The following is a 16,075-nucleotide window of genomic DNA, read 5'->3' on the forward strand; positions in this document are numbered from 1 at the left end:
GAGTTGAAAATTGACAAGCAAGAGTTATTTCAATCGTAAATTGTAAACCGTAAAACCGTAAATACCATCATGGACATCGAAACCGCCCGCGAATATTGCCTCAGCAAAAAAGCCGTCACGGAATGCTTTCCGTTTGACGAATACTCGCTCGTGATGAAAGTCATGAATAAAATGTTTGCACTTATCGACCTGGAAAGCGCCAACAAGATTTGTCTGAAATGCGACCCCGAATATGCACTCGAACTGCGGGAGCACTATGTTGCCATCGAAGGTGCCTATCACTTCAACAAAAAGTACTGGAACCAGGTGTTCCTTGACGGTGACGTCGACGACAAACTGTTGAAGCAACTGATAGACCACTCCGTGGAAGAAGTATTGAAGAAGTTCACCAAAAAAATGCGTACCGAATATGAAGCCCTGCCCTGACACATTCCCGTTCCCACTGGTGGCATTGGACGAGACGGCATCGACCAACCAATACCTCAGCCAGCTTTGCAACCAGTTGCAAGAATCCGTTGCCGAACTAACAACCGTGACTGCCGAGTTCCAAACTGCCGGTAAAGGCCAGCGCGGCAATACCTGGGAAGCTGAAGAAGGCAAGAACCTGCTTTTCAGCTTTGTACTCTACCCTTCTTTTCTGGAAGCCCGCCGGCAGTTCATCCTTTCACAAATCGTTTCCCTCGCCATTAAGGAAGAGCTGAGCAGATGGTCTGATGAAATCACCATCAAATGGCCGAACGACATTTATTGGAAAGACAAGAAAATCTGCGGCATACTGATAGAGAACGACCTTTCCGGACATCATATCAGGCGCAGCATTGCCGGAATCGGTATCAACATCAACCAGGAAGTCTTCAACAGTGATGCTCCCAACCCCGTCTCACTGAAACAAATCACCGGAAAGGAGCACGACCGTTATGAAATCCTTGCCCATATCCTAAGACGTGTACAAATCTACTACAACAGCCTCCAAATGGAGGACTTCGCCGTCTACTCCGACGAGATATCCACACGGTATGCCCGCTCCCTTTTCCGTCGCCGGGGATTGCACCCTTATGAAGATGCCAACGGCAAGTTCCTTGCCCGGTTGCTGCGTGTAGAGCAAGACGGACGGTTCGTGCTGGAGGATGAAGGAGGAAGTGAACGGGAATATCTGTTCAAGGAAGTGCAATACATTCTGTAAGAAATGCACAACCCGTGCCATCGCATTGGCAAAGTTGTGCCACCATACTGGCACAGCCTTGCCATCGTACTGGCACGACTGTGCCAATACGATGGCACAAACATAAGTCCATAGTAGTGTACTACTGCCCTACTTCAAACTTTACTTCAGTTCCTTTCAGAAGGGGGGAAGCAAACTTTACTTTAACCGGTCCCTCTCCTCCGGTAGTCTGTATATAGGCCAGCAAACGCCCGTGGTATACGCGGTGACGGTTATCGGTATAATCACTCATGTCACTGTTGTCAGAGCCTTCGAGCCCAAGCAGACGCGCCGCTCCTTCAACTGTACACGTAATTTCATTGTCGCCAAGTTTCACAACAGTACCTTCTTCGTCAACCACCTCTACGGTTATGTGCGCAGTGGCGCGGTCGCCGGACAAAATAGTGCGATCCGCCGTGGCACGGATGGCATAAGGACGTCCGGATGTCCGGATGGAATAGCTCGACAAGGCATTTCCTTCCTTATCGCAGCCCTCAGCACGAAGCTCACCAGCCCGGAAAGGAATATCCCAGTAGATGATGCCGGTCTTTTCATCATAAGGTTTCATCTCGCCTACCACCCTGCCGTTGAGCAGCAAACGCGCCTGCGGAGCATTGGTATAACACACCACACGTATGTTCTGCCCCTCGTCATAGTTCCAGATGTCCCATGCATCAGGCGAAAGGAATACATGCTCGGGATGCTTGGGATGGACATATACCGGATATGTTCCTGCATACGTGACCGGATTCTCGCACCACAACGAAGCCCGGAAATGTCCGCGTGGCTTGGGGAAACTTCCGAAATCGAGCAAACCCGTGTACAAACCGCGGGACGGCCATCTGCCCGATTCACCCAGATAATCCGTACCGGTCCAGATGAACTGCCCGAAGATGAAATCCTTGTCGCGGACGGCATACCAGGCATCAAGCCCCGAACCCGTCTCGCTTCCATAGATAATGCGGTCCGGATAAGTGGCATGGTCTTGGTCGTAGCGGTTTTCCGTATAGTTATACCCCACCACATCCACAGCATCGGGATACTCCGTCTCGTTCGACATCACGACACCCGCCAAAGCTCCGGTCACGGGACGGGAAGTGTCCACGGCACGTACACAGGCAGCCAGACGCTTTGCTATGGTTCCGATGCGCATGGCATCGGGAGCATCCGGCTTATAGCCCCCGAACATAGGCTGGTTGATTTTAGCTCCATCAAGAACGGGATGCGAATAAGGGTCGTTCGGATAATCCACTTCATTGCCGATACTCCACAAGAAAATACAGGTATGATTGCGGTCACGACGTACCATATCGGTTACGTCCCGTTCTATCCACTCCTCGAAGAAGTCGAAAGTACCGTCATAACTCGGAGTACCCACATTCCAGCCTTGTACCCATTTGCGTTTCGGAAACTCCCATTCGTCAGAGACTTCATCCATTACAAGAAATCCCAGGCGGTCACACAGTTCATAAAGAACGGGGGCTTGTGGGTTATGGCTCATGCGGATGGCATTTACGCCAATCCCTTTCAAGTTATTCAGGCGGCGTTCCCATACCTCCGGCGGCACTACTGCACCCAGCACTCCTGCATCATGATGCAGGCATACACCTTTTACCTTCATCCAGTTGCCGTTGAGGGCAAAACCTTTGTTGGCATCAAATTCCAGCGTACGCAGTCCCACTTTGGTCTCACTGCCGTCAATGCGTTTGCCATTGGCAAGCAATTCGGTTTTCAATGTATACAGATACGGATTATCCAGATTCCAACGATGGGGTTTGGACACTTTCAAGTCAAGACTTTGCTTGGCAATGCCCTCTTTTCCATCGGCAACACGCACACGGCGTTGTGCCACCTGCTTTCCGGCAGTATCGTACAGTGAAGCCTTCAGTTCCAGTTTGTCGGAAGTTGCCTTGTGCTTCTCCACCTCTACATCGACCGCAACGACGGCTTGCTTGTCTGTCAGCGAAGCGGCATGCCAGCCCACACCCCATTGCGCAATATGTGTATCGGGAGCAGCCACCAGCCATACATCGCGATAGATGCCCGACCCCGTATACCAACGTGAATCGGTATAACGGCTATGGTCTACACGGACAGCCAGCACATTGTCGCCTTCCTTCAGGTAAGGGGTCATGTCGTAAAGAAACGATACATAGCCGTTGGGGCGCCTGCCAAGCAGATGCCCGTTCAGGTAAACCTCGCTCCGGTTATATACCCCTTCGAAATAGATATAATGACGTGTTGCGTTGTCTTCAACCCTGAAGTGTTTGCGATACCAGCCTATCCCACCCGGCAGGTACCCGGTGCAACTGGCCAGTGTGGGCGACAATTGCCCCTCTATGGACCAATCGTGTGGCAAAGAAAGCTTCCGCCATTCGCTGTCGTCATAGTCAGTCCGGACAATAGCCGAGTCGTCCGTCAGCCGGAACAGCCATCCGTCATTGAATTTTGCGGCATCGCCAAATGCCACCTGCGCCTTTATCGGAGCAACGGCCAGCATTGCCAGCAAGAAGACAAGAGCAGTCCTGTTATTCTTAAAATACATTTTCATATAGATTTTCTTTGAAGTTAAACTAATTCCTTACTTCAGGCTATACACCACGGTTGTCACACTCTTGGCTTCCAGAATCACCTGCTTGCCTGCCGCCACCGTTCCTTCCACCAGATTCTTGCTACCGGTAGTTGTATAAGTAGCTATTGACTTCGCTTCATTGCTCCATCCCACATGCGTTTCACCTAAGCGAACCGCCTTATCAGACATGTTTGTATAGACGGCCACTACCTTATCCCCCTCGGGAGAAAGCCAGGCGGAACCGAAAAAAGTACGCGATTCGTTCAAGTCGAGGGCAATACGGCGGTATCCCGGACGGATAAAGCGGCTGTAATTGCCCAGTACCCAAAGAGTGGCAGTAGCCTGATAGCTTCCCTCCTGCTCTATATCACCATACTCGCCACCGGCAGGTACCAGCGAAATCAAGAGAAAACGGTTCTTATGCCCCCAACGGGAAACATCCATCGATGTCCAGTAACTCCAGGAAGACACCCCAGCCACAGTGAGGTCATTGTGGATGACCTTCGACATGTAGAAAGCGATATCCATCTCAGAAGCCTGCTCGTAGCCCACGAATTCGGAACTGCTGTAATTATCGCCCAGCATACTCCATTCACTCTGCCAAACATCCAGATTATACTGACCGGCAGCCTGGGCCACTTGCTTGCGCACGTTGCGCATACCGTCCCATGTGCCGTCAGTCCAATAGCTGTGTCCGCAAATGAGATTCTTCACGTGTGCCAAGTCACCCACGTAGGCGGAAGAGCCGGGTGTAAAGAAAGCTGAGAATACATTACTGCGGTTGGCATCGCCTTTCACTTTATACAGATACTCCCAATCACCGGATTCGCCCAAGAGAATGTCTGTGGAAAGCCCCCGGTCATCCAACGACATATCCAACTCGCGTGCCAGTGCAGCCACTTCGTCATTGGTCCAGCCACTGCCCTCCTGTCCGCTGTCCCAGTTGTACTGCAGCTCGTTGACGGGCGAGATATGGCTTATGTGATAGCCTTCAGCGGTATAACGGGCCGCTACATCGGCCATATATCCTGCAAAGTCACCATAATGTTCCGGTTTCAGATTAGAAAGTCCCCCTCTGGCGGAAAATCCTTTTCCATTATAGGTGTACTGCACGGGAGGTGTATTGCTGAAAAGAACGAAATTGTTACATCCCAGCTCCTTGGCACGGTCCATGAAGTAACGTTGTCCCTCGCAACGGGTCCAGTCGTACGTCAAGTCATCGGTAAGATAGGATTCCGCATGACGGGATTTGTCCTCGATGCCGCAGGCTTCACCTTGCGCGGCACTGCCGCCACCAAGATTCACCCGCCATTGGGAAAGGCCGATTCCTTTCGGCTTGCCGCCCACAATCTCTGAGGAAAAAAGCAGTTCCGTAATCCCCGCACGGTGCGAAGTCCATGAGTTGCCCACAAAGGCTGGCGTCCAACAGTCCGAAGCGCCGAAGCCGGCTATTGTCTGGAAAGTCTGTCCGGCATCGATGCTCACCAGTTTCTCTACGCTGTTCGTAATGTCCGGACCCTCAGGAGTGTCGGGAGTATCCGGTGTAACGGGAGAATCATCGCTGCAAGCCATTGCGGTAAGCAGTGCCGGAAGAATAAAAATGTGTCTCAAATTCATGATATTATTTTGGATTAAAAAACTGCCGCGGATAATCCATTGCAAACTATCCGCGACAGAATATAAAGACCTATTGAATAATCAGTTCCTGCAACAATCTGCTTTCATCAGAATGTGTTTAATTCCAACCCGGATTCTGGGTAATGGAACCGTTGGACATCGTGATTTCGTACAAAGGAATGGGGAACACCATGTCGCGGTTTTCATTGAAAGTGATGCCTTTGTCACTTGCTTCACCTTGATTTTCCCACTCAAGAGCGTCACGGGTAGCCTCTTCAGTGTTCCACTTCACAAAGGAACCGTTCGGTCCCAGGATATTGCTAATCACCTTTTTACCATTTGTATCAGTCCAGCGGCGGATATCATACAGACGGTTCTGCTCGAAAGCCAATTCCAAACGGCGCTCCAGGCGAATGGCACTTTGCAATGCCTTTCCACTTGCCGTAACGTCATCCAACTTGGCACGTCTGCGCACCTGATTGAGAGCATCACGGGCAGAAGCGTCATCACCCAGTTCATTGCAAGCCTCAGCATACATTAAAAGGACATCGGCATAACGCAGAATACGGTGATTCAAAGGACTCTTGTCCGTGGCGTAAGCCGTTGCATCGCCTTGAGCACGATATTTCATCGGCAGGAAATACTTGCGGATGATACGCGCAGACTTATGGTCAGCGGGATTGATAATATAGCAATTGGGGTCCCAACCATATTTATCAAGATATTCCTGATACTTATTCAACGCTTTGCTTGCGTCAATGAAATCTTCGAATTGGTCTTCGCCGGCAATTTCTGTACAGCCCGACTTGATTATTGTCCATTTCAAACGTTCCGTATCACCGGCCTCAATATAAGCTTGCTCCAAATTTGCCGTAGGCTGACACCAGCTCCAACCATCACCAGGACCATTACGGGCACCGGTTACCGTAGCAAGCGCCCCTCCTAAGCCCAAAGTGGGATGATATTCATACTGGATTTCCAGAAGGCTCTCCGCACTGTTGTCATAGTCGACATTCCATACCTGCCCGAAATCGGGAAGCAATTGGTATTCGCCTTCATCTATCACAGTCTTCAACACATCATGGGCAGCCTGCCATTTCTCCTGATAGAGGTACACTTTACCCAATAATCCTAAAGCGGCGCCACGGGTAGCATGCCCTACTTGCGCAGTACTGCGTTGCGGCAGTATTTCGGCAGCTGCCATCAGGTCATCCTCTATGAATTTGTACACGGCTTCTGCCGTAGCACGTTCTGTTCCCTCCACTTCTTCCGGCATTTGGAAACTGGTCATCAAGGGCACCCCGCCAAAATTTCTCACCAGTTCGAAGTAATAGTAGCCACGCAGGAAACGGGCTTCTGCCACCAGACGGTCTCTGGTTTCTGTCTCTTGGGTTTCGAGAGCCGCAATGCGATCTATGGCTATGTTACAACGTAAAATACCTTTGTAACGGTACTGCCAAAAATTGGAGATAGGACCATTGCTGGCACCGTTTCCCTGATAATGTGCCAATGAGATATAATCACTCTGAGACTGAGAGGTATTCCCCATCCAGGCATCATCTCCACACATTTCGGAAAGTAACCACACGGTGTTGATTTGCCACCATCCTCCATATGTCATGGCCTGATAACAGCTCGTGACTGCGGATTCACACTCTTCTATGGACTTATAATAAGTGTCCACGTTCAATTGCCCGCGTACGTCTTCGGTCAGGAAGTCCTCGCAAGAGGTAAACACCAGCGAAGCAATCAGAACTACTATTGTAAATATTCGTTTCATGGATAATCAAGAATTAAAATTTGAAGTCAATGCCAAACAAGAATGTTCTCGGATTAGGATAAGCCACGTTGTCAATACCGGTATTGATGGCACTGCCAGAGCTGTCGGTAGTACCGTCAACCATCGGGCGTTCGGGGTCCATTCCCGAATAACCGGTAATGGTAAACGGATTCTGTGCAGAGAAGGAAAGACGCAAGTCAGCACCTCCAACCCATTTCTTAGGAAGCGTATAGCCTATCTGTAACAGCTTGCAACGCAAGTAGGAACCATCTTCCACATAGAAACTGGAAACACGGTTATAGTTCAGGTTCAAGTCATTGCTCGACAAACGGGGAATATCATTGCCGGTACCCTCTCCATGCCATGCTTTCTCCAGTGTACCTGCCCAAACATTCTGTCCGCCTGAACCGGAGTACCGTCCTTTGGTGACATTGTAAATATCATTACCGAACGTACCATAGAAATTGGCTGCAAAATCAATGTTCTTATAACGCATACCAATATTCAGACCCATCATTAAATCAGGATAAGGATTACCGATATAATCTTTGTCATTGGCATCGAGCACTCCGTTATGGTCCCGGTCCTTGAAGCGGATGTCTCCCGGTTTTGCATTGGGCTGAATCAGTGTTCCGTGTTCGTCAGTGTGCGCATACACCTCTTCCCAATTCTGGAACAAGCCATCGGCCACGTAACCGTAGAAACGGGAGATAAAACCACCATCTTCGTTACGGATAATCTGGTCGCTATTGAATCCACCGACATTGATAGGACCGTCGCCCGAGAACTTGATGGCCTTGTTGCGCACGGCAGAAAGGTTCAGACCAAGATCGTAAGAGAAATCCTTGCCGATTTCATCGCGCCAGGTAAGTCCCACTTCCCAACCGCGGGCCTGCATACTACCGATGTTCATCCAAATCTGGCTGTTCCAGTTATCATATCCCAAAGAGAGGATGTTCTGTTTCTGGTAGAGCATGTCAATGGACTTTTTCTGGAAATATTCGAATGTTACACCCAAACGTGAATCAAGGAATGACATATCCACGCCTACGTTCCAATCTTCCACAGTCTCCCACTTCAACTGGTTGTTACCTACTGTAGACACGAAGTAACCATTTGCCAACGTATTGCCATAATAGTATTGGGTTTCGCTCAACAAAGTAAGGGTAGCATTATTGTTGATATTCTGATTACCTACACGGCCCCAGCCTCCACGAAACTTCAGGTCACTGAAGATGTCCTGGTCCTGCATAAATGCCTCACTGATGACACGCCAGGAAGCGGAAACAGACGGGAAGAGGGCATACTTGCTGCCCTTCGGGAAACGGGAGGAACCGTCGGCACGGAGAGATGCCGAAATGTAGTAACGGTTATCGTAGTTGTACATGACACGGCCCAGGAAAGAAACCAGTGTATTGTAAGTGGTTTCACCGTTGGCCTCGTCCGTACCCTGCTGTCCGGCATTCACTTCCTGCATCTGGTCCAGATTATTGGGAACATTATCACGCCGTGCCTGAGTATTGTACCATGCAAAACGTTCGGCAGTAAAGCCAGCCATTACATTCAAGTTGTGCTTTTCAGCGAAAGTGTCCATGTAAGTGGCTGTATTCGTCCAGTTCCAGTCAAACCACTCCTGATTGCGGCGGGTGATTTCGTTCAAGTCTTGTTTCTCCAACGGATCCATATTGAACTTCGGAACGAATGAATCAGAACGGCGATAGTGTGCATTGGCACCGAACTGGGTGCGCAACGTCAGCTTTTCTATCGGGTTTACCTGCAGATAGGTATTCAGAATGGCACCCAACTCGCGAGAATGAGCATTGCTACGGGCAATTGAACCGGCGGGATTCCACTCCTGGTTGTTGTAAGAGCGTTGATAGTTGTTGTACTCATTATCCTCCCATTGGTCCTGCGGACGGAATACCGGAGTTGTCGGGTCCATAGCCATGGCTGCCGAGAACTGGTTTGGGGTATCATCCCATGATTCGACACGTGGAGCAATATCAACTCCCAATTTTACATACTTATTAAATGTATATTCAGTATTCAGACGGATATTTATCTTATCCCAATAACCTACATCAAACTGTGAGTTGTTACGATAATAGCCCACGCTAAAGTTATAAACAAACTGTTCTGAGCCACCGGCAACACTAAGTGAATGGTTCTGCACCAAAGCTGTTTTATTGACTACAGTATCCCACCAGTCTGTACCACCGGGATTGGTCGTAGCACCCGTATCGTTCCAGATAGAAGAAAGGCCATCATTCGTATAACGAGTATTGAACACTTCTTTATATTCAGCCGCACCGGCAATATTAGGTTTGGCCACGGTCTGGAAACCAACAGAAGAATTCCAATTGATGCGGGCTTTACCAGTCTTACCTTTCTTTGTAGTAATCAGGATGACACCGTTTGATGCACGTGTACCATAGATAGCGGCAGCCGAAGCATCTTTCAATACTTCCATGGAAGCAATATCGTTACTATTCAGAAAGTTGATATTGTCACCTACCGGCATACCATCCACTACATACAACGGATTCGTACCGTTTACGGTAGTTACACCACGAATCAGCACCTTCGGAGTAGCTCCAGGGCCACCACCACTGGTGACTTGTACACCATTTACCTTACCCTGCAAAGCATCCATAGCATTACCGGTCACGGTTTCAGTGATTTCATCGCCTTTTACTGTAGCAATAGAACTGGTCAAATCGCTCTTTTTCACAGCACCATAACCGATAACCACCACTTCATCCAGTAATTCCGCAGCCTCCTTCAGTACCACGTTAATCGTAGTACGTCCACCTACAGCTATTTCCTGAGACTCAAAACCAATAGAAGAGAATACCAACACTGCATTCTTGTCTACATTGGGTAATGTATAATCACCGTCGATACCGGTAATTGTACCCGTACCGGTACCTTTCACTTGAACTGTAGTTCCAATCAACGGCTGCTGGTCGGTGGCCGAAGTCACCACACCCTTAACCGTTATCTGCTGCGCATAACCGCAAAGGCTTATCAGCGCAAGACATAATAATAGAATTTGCTTTTTCATATCTTAAATCTAATGTTACTTTTTAATTAGCAGGCACAATCTTGCCGCGACCCAAATGCGCGTCAAACTCAAAGCGGTAGTTGCCGGTCACCGTAACCGTAGGCTTCATCCAGTTGTCACCTACCATCGAGCCGTCTTCCCAACGCTGATTGGTGCCTTCCCAATTAGGATTCACATCCCCTTTCTTACTGAAGTAACCAAACTTCTCTACATTCTGAGAGTCGTCACACCGCCATTCCACATGATCCCACCATCCGTCGGGATGATAATTGGATATGATGAAGTTCATTTCTTCACCGGCTTCCAGCGTCCAAGTTCCATTTTCCGGATAATAGAAAAGATGAGGATTATTTTTATCCTGGGCAAACAACTGATTTCCCGCATCCTGAGGAGAACCTCCCCAACCGATATAGAAATCAATGAACGATTCCCCATTCTCCCAACGGTCAAAACAAGGCTTTCCATATTCATATTTCATCGGATTTGTAGCCTCTGTCACCGAGTACGTGCGCATACTATAAGTAGACTCTTTCACATTGATGTCTATTTCATAATAAACACCAGCCTCATCCAAGACAATAGGTTTAGCCGTTTCCGGGTCATCCGTCAGTTTTGTATTATCCTCCGGATCAAGGCCAAAACAGATAGGAGTAAAGTCTGTCTTTTGCGGTAAGAAGAAAATTTCCGTACCGGCAGCTTTATTATAATAACGTGCACGATATTGGTACTCGCCCGTATGGTTAATCACCATCGGTACACCGAAAATATCACTGTTCAATTCCTCTACGGTTGCCACATCGGCCAGATACATTTTGGGGAAGTCAGGCATTTCAGATACACTGATGGTACTATTGGTCACTGTCTGATTGCCTCTGGCATCCACAGCCGTCAAAGTCACATCGTAACTTTTCACCTCATTAGGCAGAATAATCTTCTCCGTAAAGCTCAAAGTAGATTGCCCGCCAGCCTCTATACGGCGGCTTTCAAAACCTTCTACCCCAGGAATCTCAATGAGTACATAATCCAGTATGCGGTCATCTTTCACCGTGAAATTCAGGTTGAACTTTGTTTCATCCTTTATCAGTACGGTAACCTCCTTACCAGGGGCAATTGTAAATGTAGGATTCTCAAAGTCCCCATCCATCGTTATCAACACATCCTGCGACACTTCACGCCCGCCCGCATCTGTTACGGTCACTTTCACGGTGAAGCGTTCACCGATTTCATCACGCTTGAGGTCATAAGAATAGCTCAACTCATACTCCGTTTGGGGAGCTCCATAGATTTCGACCAAATCAATGGTCTTGTTCAGATAAAGATCGGCACATTGCAGATTGACGGATACAATTCCATCCTGGTCAGCCAACGAACCCTCAATGGTAAAACGATGGCCGGCACCGGATTCAATATGATCCGTCACCAATGTCATTGTCGGAATCTGCCCGTCTACATCAGAGTATCCGTCATCGTCACTACATCCAGTAGTCCATAAAGCCAGCGATAACAACGCCCAGAAAGTGGCGTTAAAGAAATGCTTCTTCATAAATATTATTATTAAAGTTAAACAAAAAAGTACATTTTGTTCCGATTTATAATAATCGGCAATGCAAACATATGCCAATTTTCGATTCAACAGCTGTATAAATCTTGCAGAGAAGGCATATAAATCTGTCAATGCACGATTTGTGCACATCATCTAAAGATTTTATTTGTACTTTTGACTCATGCAATGAAAAACGACCCGTTATGAAGAAGATTCTACTTTCCATTTTCCTATGCCTGCCATTCCTGCTATCCGCGCAGCCATATACCATAAAACATCTGAGTATCCGTGAAGGGCTGTCCAACAACCATGTGGTAAGCATAGCCCAAGACAAACGGGGCTCTCTATGGTTTGCCACAGAAGAGGGTTTAAATAAATTCGACGGAATACGCTTCCTTACCTATTATAAAGAAGAAACAACCGGCAAGCAAAGCATCACCGGCAACGAACTGAACTGTCTGCTGGACGATCCCGTCGACTCCATCTTATGGATAGGAACCCAGCGTGCCGGAATCAATGCATACAATTATGCCAACGATTCATTCATCACTTACAGACACAACGAAAACAACCCTAAAAGCCTGGTTACGGACGACATTACCAAAATCATTGCCGCCTCCGACGGTAACCTATGGATTTGCACCTATTGGAAAGGCGTGGACTATTTTGACAAGCAAACCGGGCAATTCACCCATTACAATACCGAAACCGTACCGGGTTTTGCAAGCAACCATATCTGGTCTGCCATAGACGGTGGTAACGGACTACTCTATATCGGGCATGTGGACCGGGGATTCAGTATACTTTCCATAAAAGACAAGACAGTCAAGAACTTCACACACGAGCCGCAAAACCCCAACAGCCTGCCCGGCAACGAAGTGACATGTGTCTACAAAGACAAAAGCGGAAACATATGGATAGGAACCGATAGAGGAGTGGTACTGTTTAACCCGGAAGCGGAAAGTTTCATCCCCTTCGACGACAAAACCAACTGCATATCGCACCGTGTATATGATATACACCAACTGGATGACAACAGACTTTGGATAGCCATGGAATTCGGCGGCATTGCCGTAGTGGATTTGTCCCAACAGCTTTTCCGTTCGTCGGACCAGATTCATGCGCTTTCTATCCGGGAGGGAGACGATGAATACGGCTTGTCCAACTCCAGTATCCGTTGCCTGCTCCAAGATTCCTTCGGTAATGTATGGGCAGGTTCCTGGGGAGGCGGCATCAACTTCATAAAACGCGAGCCGTCACTCTTCAGCACTTATAAATATTCTCCTTTTCCATCCACCAACAACAGCCTGAACAGTAAAATAGCCTCCGGTGTCTGTATGGACAAAGCCGGTAACCTCTGGATAGGAACCGATGGAGGAGGAATCAACGTATTCAACAAGGGAAGACGAATAGCCATATACAATGCTGACAACAAGAAATTCAGAAGCAATACGGTGCAGGCAGCCTTGTGCGACTCGAAGGGAGGATTATGGTTCGGACTTTTTTATGGAGGAATAGCCTACTACAACCCCAAGAGCCAAAGCTTCCGGCAGATTTTCTCCGAAGACAAGTCACGCACTGACGTACGTTCCTTTCATGAAGACAAGCAGGGAAACATTTGGGTCGGAACCAGCGAAGGCGTCTATCTTATAGATTGTGACAGCAAGACAATCAAGGCACACTACAATCTGGAGAACAATCTGGCCCGCTGTGTGCTGAAGGATTCCGAAGACCAAGTATGGGTAGGATTCTTCGGAGGAGGCCTGGGCCTCTATGACCCTCAACTCCAAAGCATCCAGCTCTTCAACGTCCTGGCCAAATTCCCCTCCAATACCATCAATGCTCTCTACGAAGACAGCAGAAAGCGGTTGTGGGTGGCCACGGGTGAAGGTTTGGTATGCTTCCCCTCCCTGACAGACAGAAACTACAAAGTATACCAACGTGAAAGCGGACTGGCTAACACCCACATACAAGCCATCGGTGAGGACAAGGCAGGAAATATTTGGGTGAGCACCAACAAAGGTATCAGCTGTCTTGTGGACAGTAAAGACATTTTCTATAACTACGACTATCACGACAACCTCCCCATGGGAAGCTTCAGTCGGGGCAGTGTAGCCTACGGACAAGACGGTAACTTTTACTTCGGCTCTATAAACGGTCTGTGCTACTTCAACCCGGAAGTTGTATTGCAGGAACGCAAATCACCACCCGCATTCATCACCAACATTGAAATTACCGACCCGCTGAACAAACCGGAAAACGGACAGAGCACCATTGCCTTAAACGGACAGAAGAACGTGCAACTGAAATATACACAGAATAGTTTCAGTATCCGGTTCAACATCCAGAACTATGCCCTGGTCAACCAAGTGGAATATGCCTATATGCTGAAAGGACTCGAGAACTCCTGGTATACGCTTACAGACCCCAATAATGTCACCTTTCGTAATCTTCCTCCCGGGAAATACCAGTTCCAAGTGAAAACGCGCATGCGCAACCAAGCATGGTCGGACGCAACCACCTCATTGAACATCCGCATCGCCCCACCCCTTTGGCTTACTTGGTGGGCAAAGTCATTCTATATCCTGCTGTCCCTTATCATCCTTTTCTCTATACTCTATGCCTACAAGAAAAGACTGGATGCTGAAGCACTGTACCAACTGGAGAAGCAGAGCCACGAACACGAGCAGGAACTGAACAACGAACGCCTGCGCTTCTACACCAACATCACCCATGAACTGCGCACCCCGCTTACGCTGATACTGGGTCCGCTGGAAGACATACAGAAAAGTGATACACTATCCACCAAAGACGCACAGAAGATATCCGTCATTCACCAAAGTGCCATCCGGCTACTGAACCTCATCAACCAGATATTGGAGTTCAGAAAGACCGAGACCCAGAACAAGAAACTCTGCGTGAGCCGGGACAACCTCGTACCCCTTATCCGCGAGATAGGCCTGAAGTACAAGGAACTGAACCGGAAGCCAGCCGTCGATATCCGGCTGGTGGTGGAGAAAGAGCATATGCCTATATACTTCGACAAGGAAATTATCCAGACCATCCTGGACAATCTGATATCCAATGCCCTAAAGTACACGGAAAAGGGTAGCATCAGCATCGGTATCCGACAGGTGGAACGTGCCGAAGTGAACTATACGGAAATCCGGGTCAGCGACACGGGATACGGTATCAAGCCGGAGGCACTACCCCACATATTCGACCGTTATTACCAGGAAGGCGGCAAACACCAGGCTTCGGGTACCGGTATCGGACTTTCTCTGGTGAAAAACCTCGTAGCCCTACACGAAGGGGAAATCCGCGTAGAGAGTGCTCCCAATCAAGGTAGTACCTTCTACGTCAGCCTGCTTACCGACAACAGTTACCCGCAGGCACTGCATGCCGATTCGCAGGAAAAGGAAAGCAACGTCCAGCATATAGAAGAGGCACAAGTAAATCAAGTTTCATCCAGCGACAAACCCATATTGCTGGTAGTGGAAGACAATCCGGACATCTGCGACTATATAGCCGAATCCTTCTCCGACCACTTTGAAGTAAAGACTGCCGCCAACGGAAAGCTGGGCAAGGAAAGCGCCCTGAAAGAAATACCTGACATCATCGTCAGTGACATTATGATGCCGGTAATGGACGGAAACGAGATGTGCCGTGAGCTGAAAAAAGACGTGCGCACCAGCCACATACCCATTATACTGCTGACAGCCAAAGACTCGCTGCGCGACAAAGAGGAAGGCTACCAGGTAGGTGCCGACTCCTACCTCACCAAACCGTTCAGCGCCAGCCTGCTGCATAGCCGTATAGAAAACCTGCTCCAGTCGCGGCGCAACCTGGCAAACCATTTCAGCGCCAATGCCGCCATAAGCAATAAAGCGGCTGTCATTACAGAATCGCTCAACAAGCTGGACAACGAGTTTATCCACAAGATAAACCAGCTGATAGAGGAACGGCTTTCTTCAGACAAAATAGACATCAGCTATCTTTCGGATAAAATGTGCATGAGCAATTCCACCCTCTACCGCAAGATGAAAGCGCTTACCGGACTTTCCACCAACGAATATGTCCGCAAGATAAGGATGAAACACGCCGAGCAATACCTGCTGGAAGGCAAATACAACATTTCGGAAATAGCATTCAAGGTAGGTATAAACAATCTGTTCTACTTCCGGCAATGCTTCAAGGAAGAATTCGGCTGCATACCTTCGGAATATCTGAAGAGATTAAAAGAGACCGGAGAGAAATAAGAGACAAACAGCCCCTTCCTATTAGTCGGAATGCGGACA

The 16,075-nt window shown here is 48.5% G+C and carries 8 protein-coding genes; 3 read left to right on the plus strand and 5 right to left on the minus strand.

Going from position 1 to position 16,075, the window contains the following annotated elements:
- The first annotated feature begins 69 nt into the window (after positions 1 to 69).
- On the plus strand, positions 70 to 426 hold the full coding sequence (locus tag DWY55_RS01740; protein ID WP_005824210.1) for an MmcQ/YjbR family DNA-binding protein: 357 nt from the start codon (positions 70 to 72) through the stop codon (positions 424 to 426).
- The gene (locus DWY55_RS01745) at positions 410 to 1,183 is read left to right on the plus strand and encodes a biotin--[acetyl-CoA-carboxylase] ligase (RefSeq protein WP_005835105.1); all 774 of its coding nucleotides are present in this window, start codon (positions 410 to 412) and stop codon (positions 1,181 to 1,183) included. Before DWY55_RS01740 ends, DWY55_RS01745 begins: the two co-directional genes overlap by 17 nt.
- Positions 1,184 to 1,304: 121 nt before the next feature.
- On the opposite strand, the gene DWY55_RS01750 is transcribed toward DWY55_RS01745, so the two are convergent.
- The 5 genes from DWY55_RS01750 to DWY55_RS01770 form a co-directional block, all read right to left on the minus strand.
- Positions 1,305 to 3,746 carry a sugar-binding domain-containing protein gene (locus DWY55_RS01750; protein WP_117703513.1) on the minus strand — a complete coding sequence of 814 codons (2,442 nt, stop codon included), beginning with the start codon at positions 3,744 to 3,746 and terminating at the stop codon, positions 1,305 to 1,307.
- A gap of 36 nt (positions 3,747 to 3,782) precedes the next feature.
- Positions 3,783 to 5,390, minus strand: a complete 1,608-nt coding sequence (locus DWY55_RS01755; protein WP_120177985.1) for a glycoside hydrolase — start codon at positions 5,388 to 5,390, stop codon at positions 3,783 to 3,785.
- Between the two features lie 118 nt (positions 5,391 to 5,508).
- Positions 5,509 to 7,170, minus strand: coding sequence for a RagB/SusD family nutrient uptake outer membrane protein (locus DWY55_RS01760; protein ID WP_005824219.1), 1,662 nt, complete (start codon positions 7,168 to 7,170; stop codon positions 5,509 to 5,511).
- Positions 7,171 to 7,183: 13 nt separating this feature from the next.
- The gene (locus DWY55_RS01765) at positions 7,184 to 10,234 is read right to left on the minus strand and encodes a SusC/RagA family TonB-linked outer membrane protein (RefSeq protein ID WP_057253199.1); all 3,051 of its coding nucleotides are present in this window, start codon (positions 10,232 to 10,234) and stop codon (positions 7,184 to 7,186) included.
- 22 nt (positions 10,235 to 10,256) lie between these two features.
- Positions 10,257 to 11,777 (minus strand): hypothetical protein, encoded by a 1,521-nt coding sequence (locus tag DWY55_RS01770; protein WP_008665740.1) that lies wholly within the window; start codon positions 11,775 to 11,777, stop codon positions 10,257 to 10,259.
- A gap of 203 nt (positions 11,778 to 11,980) precedes the next feature.
- Here DWY55_RS01770 and DWY55_RS01775 point away from each other — a divergent pair, with 203 nt between their 5' ends.
- Complete coding sequence (locus DWY55_RS01775) at positions 11,981 to 16,036, plus strand: hybrid sensor histidine kinase/response regulator transcription factor (RefSeq protein WP_055288499.1); 4,056 nt, start codon at positions 11,981 to 11,983, stop codon at positions 16,034 to 16,036.
- The last annotated feature ends 39 nt before the right edge of the window (positions 16,037 to 16,075 follow it).

Source organism: Bacteroides sp. AF25-38AC (assembly GCF_003602995.1).
Lineage (GTDB): Bacteria > Bacteroidota > Bacteroidia > Bacteroidales > Bacteroidaceae > Bacteroides > Bacteroides uniformis.